Genomic DNA, 18,113 nt, shown 5'->3' with positions numbered 1-18,113 from the left:
GCGTCGATTTTTACGGCGAATTTCTGGACCAGCCGGGATTTGCAGGCTATCGTCATCGGTAACGGGGCGACATGATCCCGAAAACTGAGGCAGTATAAAGACGTTCCAATGACGTTTCCCGAGCGGTATTCCGGCTTGCCCGAGTATGCATTCCCGCGTTTGCGGACCCTTCTCGACGCTCATGCGCCGGGGGGTGAAGTCATGCATATGACCATTGGCGAGCCCAAGCATCCTTTCCCCAGCTGGGTTCCTGAAATTCTGGCCCAAGCCGTTGATGGATTTGCAAAATATCCACCCAATGACGGTGCGCCCGAGCTGCTGGATGCGATTTCCGGCTGGCTGGATCGGCGCTATGGCGTGGATGTCCCCAACGATCAAATCATGGCGCTGAACGGCACCCGCGAAGGTCTGTTCAATGCGTTGATCGCGCTCTGCCCCGAACAGACGTCGCGCGGCGAAAAGCCTGTCGTTTTGATCCCGAACCCGTTTTATCAGGTCTACGCCGTTGCCGCCGTGACCGTCGGTGCGGAACCCGTGTTTCTGCCCGCGACGCCAGATAACAACTTCCTGCCCGACTATTCGAAACTTCCGCCCGAGATCCTGAACCGGACCGAGGTCGCTTTCATCTGTTCCCCCACTAACCCGCAAGGCGCCGTGGCGGATCGCGACTACTGGGCGAACCTGATCGCGCTGGCCGAGAAGTATGATTTCAAGATTTTCGCGGATGAGTGTTACTCTGAGATCTATCGCGACACGCCGCCCCCCGGCGCGCTTGAGGTTGCGCGCGAAGGCGGTGCAGATCCGGAACGCGTGACGATTTTCCATTCGCTGTCGAAGCGCTCGAACCTGCCGGGCCTACGCTCTGGCTTTGTGGCGGGTGGCCCCGAAAGCATCAAACGGGTGCGCCAGCTGCGCGCCTATGCCGGCGCGCCTTTACCTCTGCCGCTGCAGCGCGTGGCCGAGCGGGCGTGGACCGACGAAGACCACGTGATCGAGAACCGCCGACTGTACCAAGAGAAGTACGCCATCGCGGACGAGATCTTTGCAGGCGTTCCGGGGTACAGGCCCCCGGAAGCTGGCTTTTTCCTATGGTTGCCCGTCGAGGACGGTGAAGCGGCCGCAATGAAAATGTGGACCGAGACTGGCGTGCGGGTTTTGCCCGGCGCGTATCTGTCGCGGGACGTGAATGAAGAAAACCCCGGCAAGGGGTTCATCCGGGTCGCAATGGTGGCCCCAAAAGAAGACATGACGCGTGGTCTGATCCAGATCCGCGACGGTCTGTACAAGTAAGGACGAGGTGGTATGGCGTATCAGGCGAAACAACGGGATCCGATCTTTGACAGCACCACGCAAGCGGTGTTGGAACGACGCGGCAAAGAACTTTTGGGCATCGGACTGATCGCCCTTGGCATCGTGATCGCGCTGATCCTTGGAAGCTATTCGCCCGAAGATCCGGGCTGGATGTCGGCGACCGATACGCCTGCGCAGAACGCGCTAGGCCGGATTGGTGCCTTTATCGCCTCGCCCCTGTCTGTCATTGCGGGCCTTGGGTCGTGGGCGCTGCCGTTGATCCTTGTGGTCTGGGGCTTGCGCATGACCTTCCATTTCGGGGAAGAGCGCGCCGTTGGGCGCCTGATTTTCGCGCCGATCGCTGTGGCGCTGTGTTCGGTCTATGCATCGACTTTGGTGCCGGGCGCGGGTTGGACTCATTCCTTTGGTCTGGGCGGTCTGTTCGGCGACACCGTGCTGGGTGCGCTGCTGTCGGCCCTGCCGGTCAGCGCCGGCGCCGGCTTGAAAGCCATGTCGGTGATCGCCGCTATCGCCGCTATCGCAATGACCATGTTCGTCGTTGGACTGGACCGGGTCGAACTGAAACGCATCGGCCATTTCTTAGTCGTGGGTGTCATCATGACCTATGCGGGCGTCGTGTCCCTGATGGGGAAGGGTGCCAAAGGTGCGGCCACTGGCGCAGCCGCCACGGCACGCCACATGCAGGACCGGTACGCGGCCCGCAAGGAGCAGCAGCAAGCGCAGGAAGAATACCAAGAACTGTTCGAGGAAGAATTCTCGTCCCCGCCGCCCCTGCGCACCGCGCGTGTGCTGCGCCCAGAACCGCCAATGCACGGCGCACCTGAAGCTGTTATTCACGACGAACCCGCCCCCGCGCCGCAAAAGCAGGGCCTGCTGGCATCCCTGATGCGCCGTAATGTCGAGCCCGAGCCAGAACTGGTAGAGCCCGCCGTTTTTGAGGGCGAGATCCCGGACGAATTGGGCGGTGAAGATCGTATTCGCGCCAAGATCGCCTCGGCCTTGAAGAACCGTTCGCGTGATATGCCTATTGCCAACCCAATGCGCGCCGAGCCTCCGTTGGAGCGTGCCGTATCGCGTCACCGTCGCAGCCCCGATCCGATGATCTTGGACACGTCGATGCCCGCCGAGCCGGACATGGCGGTGCCGATGGAAGACCCGTATATGGCCCCGATGGTCGAAGCGCCGATGGCTGAGCTGGCCGAGGATGACGACATGATCGTCGAGGATCTGATGGCCCCGTCCGCAGAACCCGAGGCCCGCGTTTATACTCCGCAGCACTCGGGCTTTACCCAGCCTGCCAAGAAGGTTGTGCAGCATCCGCCGAAGAAACCGACTCAGCCGTCGACCCGCGCGAAGGCCGAAGCCCAGCCCGCGCTGAAATTCGACGATTCCCATCCGGGATACGAGCTTCCGCCGCTGAACCTGCTGGCCAACCCAGCCACGATCGAGCGTCATGTTCTGTCTGATGAAGCGCTGGAAGAAAACGCGCGGATGCTGGAAACCGTTCTGGATGACTATGGCGTGAAGGGCGAAATCGTATCGGTCCGCCCCGGCCCCGTCGTCACCATGTACGAACTTGAGCCCGCGCCCGGCCTGAAAGCCAGCCGCGTCATCGGTCTGGCTGACGACATCGCCCGTTCAATGTCGGCCCTGTCGGCCCGTGTGTCGACCGTGCCCGGCCGCTCGGTCATCGGGATCGAACTGCCAAACGAGCGCCGAGAAATGGTGTCCTTCCGCGAGATCCTCTCGACCCGCGATTTCGGCGACGGCAACCACCGCCTTCCGCTGGCGCTGGGCAAGGATATCGGCGGTGAACCCGTAGTGGCGAACCTTGCCAAGATGCCTCACTTGCTGATCGCAGGGACCACCGGCTCGGGTAAATCCGTGGCCATCAACACCATGATCATGTCATTGCTTTACAAACTGACGCCGGAAGACTGCCGGATGATCATGATTGACCCGAAGATGCTGGAACTGTCCGTCTATGACGGCATCCCGCACCTGCTATCGCCTGTTGTGACCGACCCGAAAAAGGCGGTCGTTGCCCTGAAATGGGTCGTGGGCGAGATGGAAGAGCGGTATCGCAAGATGTCCAAAATGGGCGTGCGCAACATCGAAGGCTATAACAGCCGCGTCGCCGACACACTGGCCAAAGGCGAGATGTTCGAGCGCACCGTTCAGACGGGCTTTGACGACGATACCGGCGAACCCATCTTTGAGACCGAGGAATTCGCCCCCGAAAAACTGCCCTTCATCGTCGTCGTGGTCGATGAAATGGCCGACCTGATGATGGTCGCCGGCAAGGAAATCGAGGCCTGTATTCAGCGTCTGGCCCAGATGGCGCGTGCATCCGGCATTCACATCATCATGGCCACGCAGCGCCCGTCGGTTGACGTGATCACCGGCACGATCAAGGCCAACTTCCCCACCCGGATTTCGTTCCAGGTGACCTCGAAAGTCGACAGTCGCACCATTCTGGGCGAGCAAGGCGCCGAGCAGCTTCTGGGCATGGGCGACATGCTGTATATGGCGGGCGGCTCCAAGATCACCCGCGTCCACGGCCCGTTCGTGTCGGACGAGGAAGTCGAAGAAATCGTCACCTATCTGAAAAGCTTCGGTCCACCCGAATATGTGGGCGGCGTGTCGGATGGCCCGTCGGAAGACAAGGCCGACAATATCGACGCGGTTCTGGGGCTGAACACCGGCGGCAACACCAACGGCGAAGATGCGCTGTACGATCAGGCCGTGGGAATTGTGATCAAGGATCGCAAATGCTCGACGTCCTACATCCAGCGCAAACTGGGCATCGGCTATAACAAGGCCGCGCGTTTGGTCGAACAGATGGAAGACGAAGGTCTTGTTTCCGCATCAAACCATGTTGGAAAACGCGAAATTCTGATCCCCGAACAGCAGTAAACCAAACCCGGACAACGATCCGGTCTGCGTCGTCCCGTGCGGGGCGGCGTGTTCCTTCAACGACAATAAAACTGAGGCAAACCCATGATTCAACGTCGTCACACAACCGACCGAATGAGCCAAAGCGTCACCCATAAGGGCGTCGTCTATCTGGCCGGTCAGGTCGGCACGCCCGGCAACAGCGTGGCCGAGCAGACCCGCGAATGTCTTGAGCAGGTCGAAAAGCTGCTGGACGAAGCAGGATCCTCGACCAAGCACATGCTGCAGGCGATCATCTGGATGGCCGACATGAAAGACTTCGCCGAGATGAATTCGGCCTGGGACGCTTGGGTGCCCAAGGGTCACGCGCCTGCCCGCGCCACCGGCTCGGCTGAACTGGCTACCCCGGGCCACAAGGTCGAAGTGATCGTGACCGCCGCGGTTATCGAGTAACCGCCCATCTTGAAAGGCGCGTTATCGCCTATCATCTACTGTTCGGGCTTAATATCCTCGTATCAAACGGGATAGAGTACGCCCGAGCAGTAAAGGTAGGATGAATGACCCCCTTGCGTATGACTTTCGCCGCATTGGCCCTAATGGCCACGGCGCTTCCGGCTCAGGCCGAAAAGATCAGCCTGAACGCGATTTCCAATTATCTGAACGGTCTCAGCACCGCGAAATCGCAGTTCACCCAGATCAATGATGACGGCACGATTTCGACCGGGACGATCTATCTGAAGCGTCCCGGGCGCGCGCGCTTTGAATATAACCCTCCGATGGATGCGCTGGTCGTGGCGGGCGGATCGCAGGTCGCGATCTTTGATGGGAAGTCCAACGCAGGCCCGCAGCAATATCCGCTGAAACGCACGCCGTTGAACCTGATTCTGGCGCGCAATGTGAATTTGGGTCAGGCCAATATGGTGGTGGGTCACAACTATGATGGGACGGCCACAACGGTTGTGGCGCAAGATCCCGAGAACCCCGAGGTCGGGACGATCGAGCTGAAGTTCACCGCAAACCCGACCGAGCTGCGCCAGTGGGTAATCACGGACAATGCCGGGTCGCAAACGACCGTTCTTTTGGGCGGGCTTGAGAAGGGTATGGACCTTCGCGCATCGCTGTTTTCGATCACCGCTGCGATCAACAAACGGTCGCGCAACTAAGCGCAAAACGGAAAATCTGACCCGGGAATGCCGGGTCAGACGCTGTCTTAGCGGCAGTTTGCCAGCTGGATTTGATACATGATCGACCGGCTTGCGACCTCGTCCGCTACACGTACCAACCAGGATTTCGACTTGTAGCTGCCACGCAGATAGCCGGTGCGGCCCTCGTGATAGGCCAGATACTGGTTGCGCGCATCATGTAGCGGGATGCCCGTGACCTCGTTCGTTTTGGTCATGTACCAGCCCATGAAATCCGTCGCGTCCTGAATGCTGGTCCGCTTGGCACCGCGGCCACCTTCGGCCCGCTGGTATTCTTTCCATGTGCCGTCCAACGCCTGCGCATAGCCATAGGCCGAGCTTTGGCGTCCCATCGGTAGCACACCCAACACGTATTTTACCGGCGTGCGTGCATCATGCACGAATTTCGATTCCTGATAGACGATCGCCATCTGGACGTGAACGGGGATATTCCATTTCCGTTCGGTCTTTTTCATGGCACGCAAAATCTTGGGCTGCTGGCGCACGATACTGCACGCATTGTCCAGATTGCGCGGAGCCTTGGAGCCACCGCCACATGACGCCACGAACGCCACGACCATGGTCGCGAGAATGAGTTTTTTCATCTGCCTACTGCTCGTATGTTTTTCACCATTCTAACGGATTTTGGGGGCTGTGGGAATCACCTGATCGGCCTTTTTCGAACCCGCGGCGCATCTTCGCTGATCCGGCGAAAACAGGGCTGGGCGAGCCAACGATGTCCAAACTGTTTCCAAAAAATCCGGTCAGATTGCATGGACAATCAGAGGCGTTCGGCGTTAGTGATGGGACAAGGTTGGAGCAATGTTGAAGACACACGCGAAATATCATCTGGGCCAAGTTTTACGCCACCGGAAGCATCCCTTCCGGGGGGTGGTTTTTGACGTGGATGCGATTTTTTCCAACACCGATGAGTGGTACGATGCCATTCCTGAAGATAGCCGTCCGTCCAAGGACCAGCCGTTCTATCATCTGCTGGCTGAGAATGACCAAAGCTATTACGTGGCATATGTGTCCGAGCAGAATTTGGTTGAAGATCACTCGGGCGAACCGATTGAACATCCTGATCTGCCTGATCTTTTTGGCGATTTTGAAGACGGTCAGTATCCGCTTCAGGTTCAGTTGAACTAACCGGATTCTTGTGAAGCGGATCGCGGTCGGCCACGTGGCCGACGCGGGTTTCTTTATCTCTCACAGCGACCCGAAAATACCGCGTGCAGGCCGGTTTCAGGCCTGTTCCTCTGCGGGTTTTCGGATTCGGAAGGACAGGATATTCCGTCCGTCGCGCCGCTCGTACTGAAGCTCTTGAGTCAACTCGCGGACCAAAAGCCAGCCGAATCCCCCCTCTGGAAAATCACTGCTGTCGCAGTTTAGATCATAGTCGACCGGCTTGTTGGTCAGATCTTCCGGCAAGGGCCGCCCTTCGTCCTGTACCAAAACGCGCAATCCGGCATCGCTTTGTTCGACAGACAAGTCGATCTGGCCCGTTGGATCTTCCTGATAGGCGTGTTCGACAATGTTGTTCAGAACCTCAGCCAGAACAATTTCGACCACCGATTTCTCGTCTGCGGACAGGGTCAAGGAAAGCACCTTCCCCAAGGCCTGCCGCACAGAGAGGTTGTCGCTTGGAAAATCCAGCTTCAGGGTCTGATCCGAATGTTGCGTCGCCGCATTCTGCAAGGTCTGTGCACTCCTTTAGCGCGGGTGTGTCAGCTTGCGTTGGCAAGACCGCCATCAAGGGCAGCGTCCACGCTGTCATGGATGGTAAAGACCGTATCCATACGAGTCAGGGCAAAAACCTTTGCAACGGTGTTGGACAGTGCTGCCAGCTCAAAGCTGCGCCCGTCCGACACCTGCTTCATGGCGGCGACAATCGCGCCAAGGCCGCTTGAGTCGATGAAGTCGACTTTTGCCATGTCCACGACCACGCGTTGCGGGCCATCCGACGTCACGTCGCGCATCTGATCTTTGAACTTGATGGCGATGGCGGCATCAATTCGACTGTTGTCTACGGTGATCACTCGGGCCGCAGGCCCGTCTTGATAGGTAAGCTGCACAGGGTCGCTCCTTCCTCGCGGTTAGTAGAACTACAGTCTAGACGGCGATCCTTACCATTCGGTAAGCGAGTACCGGAAAAGCATTGGTTGGAGGCTATGATGAAAAACGTGGTTATCGCAGGGGCGGCGCGCACCCCCATGGGCGGATTTCAGGGCGCATTTTCGGGTGTGACGGCTTCCGAGCTGGGCGGCGCGGCGATCAAGGCGGCACTGGAAGATGCAGGCGCGGACGCCAGCCAGATCGAAGAGCTGCTGATGGGCTGCGTTCTGCCCGCGGGTCAGGGTCAGGCCCCGGCGCGTCAGGCAGGCTTTGCTGCCGGTCTGGGTAAAGAGGTTCCCGCCACCACGCTGAACAAGATGTGTGGCTCGGGCATGAAGACCGCGATGATCGCCTATGATCAGGTCGCGCTGGGCGGCACCGACATCATGGTTGCTGGCGGCATGGAGAGCATGACCGAGGCCCCGTACATCCTGCCCAAAATGCGCAGCGGTGCCCGGATTGGCCACGGCGCGGTTGTGGACCACATGTTTCTGGACGGTCTGGAAGACGCCTATGACAAGGGTCGCCTGATGGGCACCTTTGCCGAGGATTGCGCCGAAAGCTTCCAGTTCACCCGCGAAGCGCAGGACGAATACGCGCTAAAATCGCTGGCAAACTCGCTGGAAGCCCAGAAGACAGGTGCGTTCGAAGGCGAGATAGCCGCCGTCAGCATCAAGACCCGCAAGGGCGATGTCGTCGTGGGTGAGGATGAACAGCCCGGCAATGCGCGCCCCGACAAGATCCCAACCCTGAAGCCAGCCTTCCGCAAGGATGGCACGGTGACGCCCGCCAACAGCTCGTCGATTTCGGACGGCGCGGCGGCCTTGGTTGTGGCTTCGGAAGACGCGGCCAATGCGGCAGGGCTGAAGATCCGCGCGCGCATCATGGGTCACGCCAGCCATGCGCAGGAACCGAACCTGTTCACCACAGCCCCCGTGCCTGCCGCGCAAAAGCTGCTGGATCGTCTGGGCTGGACCAAAGACGACGTGGATCTGTGGGAAGTTAACGAGGCCTTCGCCGTCGTCCCCATGGCCTTCATGCATGAAATGGGCCTGTCGCGTGACATCGTGAACGTGAATGGCGGCGCTTGCGCGCTGGGTCACCCGATCGGTGCTTCGGGCACGCGCATCATGGTGACGCTCTTGAACGCGCTGGAAAAGCGTGGTCTGAAACGCGGTGTGGCTGCGATCTGCATCGGGGGTGGCGAAGGCACTGCCATCGCGATCGAACGCGTGTAAGGTCACTTGAGACCTGCTAGATCAAGGGCGCGGGTTTCCGCGCCCTTTTCATTTGGAAGACAGTATGAAGATCAACTACGCCGAGACCGCCCAGATCATCGCATCCTTGACGGAAGGAGAGACCGACGAGGTCGCCCTGATGGCCACTGTCACGTGTGAGCTGCATCACGCCGATGATCGGTTCGACTGGACAGGTTTCTATCGCGTGACGGAACCCGAGATGCTGAAGATCGGACCCTATCAGGGCGGGCATGGATGTCTGCAAATCCCGTTTTCGCGCGGGGTGTGTGGTGCGGCGGCGCGCACCGGCGAGGTGCAGTTGGTCGCTGATGTCGACGCCTTTCCCGGGCACATCGCCTGTGCATCTTCGACGCGATCCGAAGTCGTGTTGCCGGTCTGGAACGCCGATGGCGTGCTGATTGCGGTGCTGGATATCGATAGCGACCAGCCCGCCGCATTCACGCAAGATGACGCTGACGCGTTGGCGAAAATCCTGTCGGACACCTTCGCGCGTTAGACCGTGCGATCACTGCAAAACATCTCTGGCTGACCCGTTTGGCGGCCTGAACACGACATTTCCTCGTCGTAATCAGGCTTGCCACGAATCACTATTTTGCCCCAGCATGAAAAAAAGCGTGAAAATTTCACGATAACATTCATGCGGAGGTCACATGCTACACAGCGATCCACAGAACCTGCACCGGACAAGTCTGGGGGCTGATCTGCGGGCCTTGCGCAAATCGCGTGGCATGACGATCTCGGATCTGGCGGACGCCTTGGGCCGGTCCATCGGGTGGCTCAGCCAAGTCGAGCGTGACAAATCCGAACCCTCGATTTCCGACCTGCGCGCGATCGCCGAAGCGCTAGGCGTGCCCATGTCGCTTCTCTTCGCGCACAAATCCTCGCCCGCGGGCGAGCAGGGGCGGATCGTGCGGGCGGGCAATCGCCGCCCAATGGGTGCGGGCCACGAAGGGCTGATCGAGGAGCTTTTGTCCCCCGACCTGACCGACGATTTCGAGATGGTGCACTCGACCTTCGAGCCACATTCAAAGATGCAAACCCCTGCTAGCCGTCCCACGCAAGAGGTCGGCTATATAGTGTCCGGCAAGCTGGACCTAACCATCGGCGGGCGCAGCTTCACGGTCCAAACTGGCGACAGTTTCCGCATCAAGCACGAAACCTATGACTGGGCGAACCCCTATGACGAACCGGCCGTTGCGATCTGGGTGATCGCGCCGCCGGTCTATTAAGGGGGCGATGATGATCAAAGGAAACTGCCTGTGCGGAGCCATCACGTTTTCGACCGACGCGACGCCGGAAGGTGCCTCGATGTGCCATTGCAGCCAATGCCGCAAGCAATCGGGCGGCATCTGGTCCTCGGCCTTCGTACCGGAAGCCGAACTGACCATCACAGGCGACGTGTCGTGGTACGCGGCCAGCGACACGGCCAAGCGCGGGTCGTGCCCGACCTGCGGGTCCTTCCTATTCTGGAAAGCCCATGACGAGGATACGATCAGTTTTGCATTGGGCGCGGTCGATGGCCCCACTGGGCTGACCTTGGAAAAGCACATCTTTGTCGCTGACAAGGGCGACTATTACGAAATTGCCGATGGCCTGCCGCAAAGCGCGCAGTAACACCAAGAAAGACGGAGACCTTAATGTCTGATTTTCCCACCAAAGCACGCGTCGTTATCATCGGCGGCGGTGTTGTCGGCGCCTCGACGCTGTATCACCTTGGCCTGAAGGGCTGGACCGATTGTGTGCTGCTTGAAAAGAACGAGCTGACGGCAGGGTCCACCTGGCACGCGGCGGGCAACGTGCCGACGTTCTCGACCAGCTGGGCGATCATGAATATGCAGCGCTATTCGACCGAGCTGTATTCGCGTCTGGGCGAAGAGGTCGACTATCCAATGAACTACCATCAGACCGGCTCGATCCGTCTGGCCCACACCGAAGAGCGGATGCAGGAATTTGAACGCGCGTGCTCGATGGGCCGGTATCAGGGCATCGAGATGGAGATGTGGACGCCCGAACAAGCGAAAGAACGTTATCCGTTCCTTGAAACGCATGATCTGGCCGGTGTGCTGTGGGATCCGTCGGACGGTGACATCGATCCGGCTCAGGTCACCCAAGCGATGGCCAAAGGCGCGCGCGATCTGGGGCAGAAAATCCTGCGTTTCACCCCGGCGACAGGCGTCACCCAGAAGGAAGACAAGACGTGGATCGTGCACACCGAGAAGGGCGATATCGAATGTGACTATGTGGTGAACGCCGCCGGTTATTATGCCCAGCGTGTCGGTGAGTGGTTCAAGCCTTATGGTGGCCGCACCGTGCCGATGATGGTGATGGAGCACCAGTATCTGCTGACCGAACAGATCCCCGAGATCGAAGCGTGGTCCAAAGAGCACGGCGGCAAGCTGCCCCTGATCCGCGACGTGGACGTGTCTTATTACCTGCGTCAGGAAAAGCACGGCTATAACCTTGGCCCGTACGAGCCGAACTGTAAGGCCCACTGGATCGGCGATGAAGACAAGATGCCCGACGATTTCAGCTTCCAGCTGTGGCAGGAAGATCTGGACCGGATCGAGGATATCGTCGTCGACGCCATGGCCCGCGTACCACTGATGGAGACCTCGGGTGTGTCCAGCGTGATCAACGGCCCGATCCCCTATGCCCCTGACGGTCTGCCCCTAATGGGTCCGATGCCCGGCGTCGAAAACGCGTTCGAGGCATGTGTCTTCACCTTCGGCATCGCCCAAGGTGGTGGCGCTGGGAAGGTCATGGCGGAATGGATCGTCGATGGCGCGACCGAGTGGGATATGTGGGCGGTCGATCCGCGCCGCTACACCGACTACACCGATCAGGAATATTGCGACCAGAAAGGGATGGAGGTCTATGGCAACGAATACGCCATGCACTTCCCCCACCACGAATGGCCCGCCGCGCGCGACAAGAAACTGTCACCCGTGCATGATCGCGTGATTGCTGCTGGCGGCGTCATGGGGGCCTATAACGGTTGGGAACGTGCCAACTGGTTTGCGCAAGACGGCGACGATACCTCGGAAGAAGGCACGCACACTTGGGGCCGCTCTGGCCCGTGGGAGCAACGCATCAAGGAAGAATGCGAAGCGGTGCGGGATGGCGTAGGCGTTCTGGACCTGCCGGGCTTCTCGCGCTTTGTCGTGAAGGGCGAGGGTGCCGCCGAGGCACTGCGTGGTCTGGTCACCGGTGGCCTGCCAAAGATCGGTCGCATCAATCTGGTCTACATAGCCGACAATCGCGGCCGCATCCTGACCGAGATGTCGTGCATGCGTCTGGGCGAAGATGATTTTGTCATGATCACCGCTGCCACCGCGCAGTGGCATGACCGCGACATTCTGGTGCAAGCGATGCCCGCGACTGTCTCGGTCGAGGATTTCACCACCACCCGCGACACGCTGATCGTAACCGGACCGAAGTCGCGCGATCTGCTGGCTGGCATGTCGGATGCGGACCTAAGCCTCGGTTGGCTGACCCATCAGGCGGCGACCGTCGCTGGCAAACCCGCGCATCTGGTGCGCGTGTCCTTCGCAGGCGAACTGGGCTGGGAGGTCCACGCGCTGAACGAAGACATGCCCGCGATCTATGACGCGATCGTCGCTGGTGGCGCCAAGCCGTTCGGCATGTATGCCCTGAACAGCCTGCGTCTGGAAAAAGGCTATCGCGCGTGGAAGGGCGATCTGTCGACGGATTACTCGCTGCTGGAAGGCGGGCTTGGCCGTTTCGTCAAGCTGGACAAGCCACAGGACTTCCCGGGCAAGGCCGCAATCCAGAACGAGATGCAGCAGGGCGTGAAGAAATCCTTCGTTACCCTGACGGTCGAGGCTGGCGACGCAGACGCGCCCTATATGTCCTGCATCTGGTCGGGCGACGAAATCGTCGGCGAAACCACCTCGGGCGGGTGGGGCCATCGCGTGAACAAGTCGATCGCGCTGGGCATGGTCCGCACCGAACTGGCCACCCCCGGCACCGAGCTTGAGGTCGAAATCTACGGCGAGAAGTTCAAAGCCGTGGTGCAGGAAGATCAACCGCTGTGGGATCCGGCAAACGAGCGTTTGCGCGCCTGATCGCATGAAAAACCGCCCCGCGCGCGCCAAGATGCGCGGGGCCACCAACAGGGAAGGAACAGACGATGAAGGACATGATCCAACATCCCGTTCAGGTCGACATCCTGATGTCAGACGGTTTCGTCTTGACCGAATTGTCCGCCATTCTTGAACTTCTGCGCATCGCCAACCGCGTCACCGCGCGCGAGGTGTTTCGCTGGCAAAACCTGTCACGCCATGGCGGAGATATCCGTTGCCGCGCGGGGATCGACGTGGCCACACAGCCCTTCCGCGCAAGGCCGTCGGCGCACTACGTCTTCGTGCTGGGCAATTCTGACCCGGACGCGAAAGAGCTGTCGCTGCAAAAGGAAATCAAGGCTTATCAATGGGCCGGCGCCCGCGTAATCCTGCTCTCCGAAGCCGCCAGCCGCCACATCGCCGAAACGGGCGAGCAAACGATGAGCCACACCACCCACTGGGAAAACCGCGCCGTTCTGAACGAACGCGGCACGCCCGGCGTCGGGTCTTATGCGCTGGTGGCTGATGATGGACGGATCATCACCTCCGCCGGGATGGGATCGACCCATGATCTTGTGCTGGCGCTGTTGGGCAGCCACCTGTCCGCGGCCTCGGTCGCAACGGTGGCGGACATCATGCTGCACGAGAAAATCCGCACATTCTCGACCCTGCAGCCCTTTGGTGGGAAAGAGCTTTCTTTGACCGGGAACCGCGCACTGGACCAATGTGTAGAGTTGATGCAGGCCAATCTGGAAGAGCCTCTGCGCATCTCGGAATTGGTCGCGCTGCTGGGGATCTCCGAACGTTCGCTGGAGCGCCATTTCCGCGCGCATTTCCACACCACACCCAACGCCTATTATCGTGAGCTGCGCCTCAATCACGCCAATACCCTACTTATGAAAACCGCGATGAGCGTGCGCGACGTCGGGCTGGCCTGTGGTTTTCCCAACGGGTTCTCGTCGCTGTTCCGTCGCCATTTCGGCGTGACTCCCATGTCGCTGCGCAAGACCGGAAACTTGCCCGCCTATAATAGCTAATTTCCGTCAATTCTGGCGGAAACAAGATGTTTGGTCGCCGCGCCGCGTGCAAGTTTCGACCCGAATCCATCAAGGAGTGATGTCATGTCCCTGCCCATACAAGCCCGCGTTGTCATTATCGGTGGCGGCGTTATCGGCTGCTCTGTCGCTTATCACCTGACCAAGCTTGGCTGGAAAGATGTGGTGCTGCTTGAACGCAAGCAGCTGACATCCGGCACCACATGGCATGCCGCCGGTCTGATTGCCCAGCTGCGCGCGACGGCGAACATGACGAAGCTGGCGAAATACTCGCAGGAGCTCTATGGCGATCTTGAGGCTGAAACGGGTGTCGCCACCGGCTTCAAACGTGTGGGTTCGATCAGCGTGGCGCTGACCACTGAGCGGATGGAAGAACTGGCCCGTCAGGCCGCCATGGCCCGCGCCTTTGGCGTGGACGTGGAAGAAATCACCGCCGAAGAAGCGCTGTCGCGTTATGAACACCTGAACATCGACGGTGTTGTCGGCGGCGTCTGGCTGCCGAAAGACGGGCAAGGCGACCCGGCCAACATCGCGCTGGCTTTGGCCAAGGGTGCGCGCCAAAAGGGTGCGATCGTCAAAGAGCGCACCAAAGTCACAGGCATCCAGCGCGACGGGCGAAAGGTGACGGGTGTCGATTGGGCCTCGGACGACGGGAAAGAACAAGGCCACATCGCCTGCGACATGATCGTGAACTGCGCGGGTATGTGGGGCCACGAGGTAGGTCGCATGGCAGGCGTCAACGTGCCCCTTCACGCGTGTGAGCACTTCTATATCGTGACCGAAGCCATTCCGAACCTGACACAAATGCCGGTGCTGCGCGTGCCGGACGAATGCGCCTATTACAAGGAAGACGCGGGCAAGATGCTGCTGGGCGCGTTTGAACCCAACGCCAAGCCGTGGGGCATGAACGGCATTGCCGACACGTTCGAGTTCGACCAGCTGCCCGAGGATTTCGACCATTTTGAGCCGATCTTGGAAAACGCCTGTAATCGTATGCCCATGCTGGCCGAGGCTGGCATCCACACCTTCTTCAACGGCCCGGAAAGCTTCACGCCGGACGACGCCTATCACCTTGGCCTCGCGCCCGAGATGGACAATGTCTGGGTCGCGGCGGGCTTCAACTCGATCGGCATTCAGTCGGCGGGTGGCGCGGGCATGGCGCTGGCGCAGTGGATGGAGGACGGCGACAAACCCTTCGATCTAGGCGACGTCGACATCAGCCGGATGCAGCCGTTCCAGGGCAACAAGCACTACCTGTTTGAGCGCTCGAAAGAGACGTTGGGCCTGCTCTATGCCGACCACTTCCCGTTCCGCCAGAAAGCCACCGCACGTGGCGTCCGCCGGACCCCATTCCATCATCACCTGAAGGAACAGGGCGCAGTCTTTGGCGAACTCGCAGGTTGGGAGCGCGCCAACTGGTTTGCCAATGAAGGTCAGAAACCCGAGTACGAATACACGTGGGGCCGTCCGAACTGGTTCGAAAACTCGGCAGCCGAACACAAGGCCATCCGCGAGAATGTGGGCATGTATGACATGTCCTCCTTCGGCAAAATCCGTGTCGAAGGCCCGGATGCCGAAGCGTTTATGAACTATGTCGGCGGCGGCGATTACTCGGTGCCGAATGGCAAGATCGTCTATACCCAATTCCTGAACCGTCGCGGCGGGATCGAGGCCGACGTGACCGTCACCCGCCTGACCGAGACCGCCTATCTGGTCGTCACCCCCGCTGCCACGCGTCTGGCCGACCAGACATGGATGCAGCGCCATGTGGGCGACTTCAGCGTTGTGATCACCGATGTGACCGCGGGCGAAGGTGTCTTGGCCGTGATGGGGCCGAACGCACGGAAATTGCTGGAAAAAGTCAGCCCGAACGACTTCACCAACGCCACCAACCCCTTCGGCACCGCGCAGGAAATCGAGATTGGCATGGGCCTAGCCCGCGCCCACCGCGTAACCTATGTCGGCGAACTTGGGTGGGAGATCTATGCATCTGCCGATATGACGGGGCATGTCTTTGAGACACTGCATGAAGCCGGGCAGGACATGGGGCTGAAGCTGTGCGGAATGCATATGATGGACAGCTGCCGGATCGAAAAGGGCTTTCGCCACTTCGGCCACGACATCACCTGTGAAGATCACGTGCTGGAAGCCGGGCTTGGCTTTGCGGTGAAGACCGATAAACCGGATTTCGTCGGGCGCGACGCCGTGCTGGCCAAGAAGGAAAGCGGGCTGGAAAACCGCATGGTCCAGTTCAAGCTGACCGATCCCGAGCCACTACTCTATCACAACGAACCCGTCATTCGTGATGGCGAGATCGTGGGCTTCCTCAGCTCGGGGTCCTACGGGCACCATCTGGGGGCCGCGATGGGCATGGGTTACGTGCCGTGTAAGGGCGAAACGGCTGCGGATGTACTAGCGTCGAGCTACGAGATCGACGTGGCGGGCACCCGCGTGAAAGCCGAAGCATCCTTGAAGCCGATGTACGACCCGAAAGGTGAGCGCGCCAAGGTCTGATGCCATCACGAAACGTGATACATCGCGTCACGACATTCACGCTATCCAACCTCTCATCCGGCCTGCATAAAGGCTGGGTGAGGAGCGCGATATGGCAGTGACATCAAAACCGGAAAATGTGGATACGCCGCAAGGGCTTGCCTTTGCGATCACCGCCTATGTGCTGTGGGGATTCCTGCCGCTCTACCTGAAGCTTCTGATCCACATGCCCGCGACCGAGGTGCTGGCGCATCGCGTGATCTGGTCCGTGCCCGTTGCCGGCGCGGTGCTGATCGCCATGGGGCGCACGCGTGACATTAAAGCCGTTCTAACCGACCGTCGCAGCCTGCTGCTGGCCTTGGTGACGGCAACGCTGATTTCGGTCAATTGGGGCATTTATATCTGGGCGATTGGTGCCGAGCAGACGGTCGAGGCCGCGCTGGGCTATTACATCAACCCGCTTTTTTCGATCGTGATGGGGGCTGTCCTGTTGGGCGAGCGTCTGTCGCGCGCGCAGTGGGTGGCGGTGTTTCTGGCGGCTTTGGCTGTGATCGTCCTGACCGTGGATGCGGGTCGGCTGCCCATGGTTGCGCTGGGCCTGATGTTGACTTGGGGGTTCTACGCCTATTTCAAAAAATCACTCCCTATCGGTCCCAATCAGGGTTTCCTTCTTGAGGTTCTGATCCTGACGCCACCTGCGTTGGCCTATGTTATCTGGCTTGGGGCCACCGGGCAGGGGCATCTGTTCACCTCGACCGGCGACACGCTGCTGTTGATGGGTTGCGGACTGGTCACTGCCGTGCCGCTGATGGTCTATGCCAACGGTGCGAAACTGCTGCGCCTATCGACCATTGGCATCCTGCAATACATCGCACCGACGATGATCTTCCTTGTGGCGGTCTTTATCTTCCGCGAGCCGTTTGGAGGCGCCAAGCTGATCGCGTTCCCGCTGATCTGGCTGGCGCTGATCGTCTACACCACCGCGCTGTTTCGGCAGATGCGGCGCAAGCGTTGACTTGCGGTGCTGGGGCGCAGCCGCTATCCCGCACGCATGTCGTCTGAATACAACCCGCCTCAGGATCCGCTGGTTATCCTGCACCACGATCACGAGCTTCTATTCGTGGACAAGCCCTCGGGTCTGTTGTCAGTGCCGGGCAAGGGCGAGCATTTGGCTGACTGCCTGATTGCGCGAGTTCAGGCCGTCTTTCCCGAGGCGCTTCTGGTGCATCGGTTGGATCGCGATACCTCGGGCGTGATGGTATTCGCGTTGACACCCCATGCGCAGCGCCATCTGGGGCTTCAGTTCGAGAAGCGGCAGACCAAGAAAACCTATCTGGCGCGTGTCTTTGGACGGGTTGAGGAACGCGAAGGCACCGTCGATCTGCCCTTGATCGTTGACTGGCCCAACCGCCCCAAGCAGCATGTGGATTTTGAGAACGGCAAACCTGCCGTGACCGACTGGAAAGTCCTGCGTTACGAGGAAAACGCGACCCGGATGCGGCTGTTTCCGCAGACAGGCCGCAGTCACCAGCTGCGCGTGCATATGTTGGAACTGGGCCATCCCATTCTGGGCGATCCGTTCTATGCAACCGGCGAGGCGTTGAATGCCCCGCGCTTGATGCTGCATGCCGAAAGCCTGCGCTTGCGCCACCCGGACGGCGGAAAAGGGATCACCATCAAGGCGAAATGCCCGTTCTGACGGCTTGACCTTGGGGCAGGAAG

At 59.9% G+C, this 18,113-nt stretch carries 17 protein-coding genes; 14 read left to right on the top strand and 3 right to left on the bottom strand.

Annotated elements, in window-relative coordinates:
* Positions 1-108: 108 nt before the first annotated feature.
* From G0Q00_RS12380 to G0Q00_RS12365, 4 genes are all read left to right on the top strand, one after another.
* Entirely contained in the window at positions 109-1,290 is a 1,182-nt protein-coding gene (locus G0Q00_RS12380; RefSeq protein WP_163039750.1) for an aminotransferase class I/II-fold pyridoxal phosphate-dependent enzyme, read from the top strand.
* Between the two features lie 12 nt (positions 1,291-1,302).
* A complete protein-coding gene (locus G0Q00_RS12375; RefSeq protein ID WP_163039748.1) occupies positions 1,303-4,227 on the top strand; it encodes a DNA translocase FtsK in 2,925 nt (974 codons plus the stop codon).
* Positions 4,228-4,311: 84 nt separating this feature from the next.
* Positions 4,312-4,659, top strand: a complete 348-nt coding sequence (locus G0Q00_RS12370; RefSeq protein ID WP_163039747.1) for a RidA family protein — start codon at positions 4,312-4,314, stop codon at positions 4,657-4,659.
* Positions 4,660-4,763: 104 nt separating this feature from the next.
* Positions 4,764-5,369 (top strand): outer membrane lipoprotein carrier protein LolA, encoded by a 606-nt coding sequence (locus G0Q00_RS12365; protein WP_163039745.1) that lies wholly within the window; start codon positions 4,764-4,766, stop codon positions 5,367-5,369.
* 47 nt (positions 5,370-5,416) lie between these two features.
* On the opposite strand, the gene G0Q00_RS12360 is transcribed toward G0Q00_RS12365, so the two are convergent.
* The gene (locus G0Q00_RS12360; RefSeq protein ID WP_163039743.1) at positions 5,417-5,992 is read right to left on the bottom strand and encodes a transglycosylase SLT domain-containing protein; all 576 of its coding nucleotides are present in this window, start codon (positions 5,990-5,992) and stop codon (positions 5,417-5,419) included.
* 217 nt (positions 5,993-6,209) lie between these two features.
* Here G0Q00_RS12360 and hspQ point away from each other — a divergent pair, with 217 nt between their 5' ends.
* Positions 6,210-6,536 (top strand): heat shock protein HspQ, encoded by a 327-nt coding sequence (gene hspQ / locus G0Q00_RS12355; RefSeq protein WP_163039741.1) that lies wholly within the window; start codon positions 6,210-6,212, stop codon positions 6,534-6,536.
* A 96-nt stretch (positions 6,537-6,632) separates the two neighbouring features.
* Here hspQ and G0Q00_RS12350 read toward each other — a convergent pair whose 3' ends face one another.
* Together G0Q00_RS12350 and G0Q00_RS12345 are read right to left on the bottom strand one after the other, a co-directional pair.
* Positions 6,633-7,016 carry an ATP-binding protein gene (locus G0Q00_RS12350; protein ID WP_370458579.1) on the bottom strand — a complete coding sequence of 128 codons (384 nt, stop codon included), beginning with the start codon at positions 7,014-7,016 and terminating at the stop codon, positions 6,633-6,635.
* Between the two features lie 98 nt (positions 7,017-7,114).
* Positions 7,115-7,462, bottom strand: a complete 348-nt coding sequence (locus G0Q00_RS12345; RefSeq protein ID WP_163039737.1) for an STAS domain-containing protein — start codon at positions 7,460-7,462, stop codon at positions 7,115-7,117.
* A 99-nt stretch (positions 7,463-7,561) separates the two neighbouring features.
* Here G0Q00_RS12345 and G0Q00_RS12340 point away from each other — a divergent pair, with 99 nt between their 5' ends.
* From G0Q00_RS12340 to G0Q00_RS12300, 9 genes are all read left to right on the top strand, one after another.
* Positions 7,562-8,740: an acetyl-CoA C-acyltransferase gene (locus tag G0Q00_RS12340; protein WP_163039735.1), complete on the top strand. Its 1,179-nt coding sequence runs from the start codon at positions 7,562-7,564 to the stop codon at positions 8,738-8,740.
* Positions 8,741-8,804: 64 nt separating this feature from the next.
* Entirely contained in the window at positions 8,805-9,257 is a 453-nt protein-coding gene (locus G0Q00_RS12335) for a GAF domain-containing protein (protein ID WP_163039733.1), read from the top strand.
* Between the two features lie 154 nt (positions 9,258-9,411).
* Positions 9,412-9,990: a helix-turn-helix domain-containing protein gene (locus G0Q00_RS12330; protein WP_163039731.1), complete on the top strand. Its 579-nt coding sequence runs from the start codon at positions 9,412-9,414 to the stop codon at positions 9,988-9,990.
* 10 nt (positions 9,991-10,000) lie between these two features.
* Positions 10,001-10,375, top strand: a complete 375-nt coding sequence (locus tag G0Q00_RS12325) for a GFA family protein (protein ID WP_203564981.1) — start codon at positions 10,001-10,003, stop codon at positions 10,373-10,375.
* 23 nt (positions 10,376-10,398) lie between these two features.
* Positions 10,399-12,846, top strand: coding sequence for an FAD-dependent oxidoreductase (locus tag G0Q00_RS12320; protein WP_163039727.1), 2,448 nt, complete (start codon positions 10,399-10,401; stop codon positions 12,844-12,846).
* 65 nt (positions 12,847-12,911) lie between these two features.
* The gene (locus G0Q00_RS12315) at positions 12,912-13,880 is read left to right on the top strand and encodes a GlxA family transcriptional regulator (RefSeq protein ID WP_163039725.1); all 969 of its coding nucleotides are present in this window, start codon (positions 12,912-12,914) and stop codon (positions 13,878-13,880) included.
* Positions 13,881-13,964: 84 nt separating this feature from the next.
* Entirely contained in the window at positions 13,965-16,412 is a 2,448-nt protein-coding gene (locus tag G0Q00_RS12310; protein WP_163039723.1) for an FAD-dependent oxidoreductase, read from the top strand.
* 91 nt (positions 16,413-16,503) lie between these two features.
* On the top strand, positions 16,504-17,406 hold the full coding sequence (gene rarD / locus G0Q00_RS12305; RefSeq protein ID WP_163039721.1) for an EamA family transporter RarD: 903 nt from the start codon (positions 16,504-16,506) through the stop codon (positions 17,404-17,406).
* Positions 17,407-17,442: 36 nt separating this feature from the next.
* Positions 17,443-18,090, top strand: coding sequence for an RluA family pseudouridine synthase (locus tag G0Q00_RS12300; RefSeq protein WP_163039719.1), 648 nt, complete (start codon positions 17,443-17,445; stop codon positions 18,088-18,090).
* The last annotated feature ends 23 nt before the right edge of the window (positions 18,091-18,113 follow it).

Origin of the sequence: Aliiroseovarius sp. PrR006, assembly GCF_010500215.1 — a bacterium.
Taxonomy (GTDB): Bacteria; Pseudomonadota; Alphaproteobacteria; order Rhodobacterales; family Rhodobacteraceae; genus Aliiroseovarius.
Note: the sequence above shows the minus strand (reverse complement) of the source record. Positions and strands in the feature narration are given on the sequence as shown.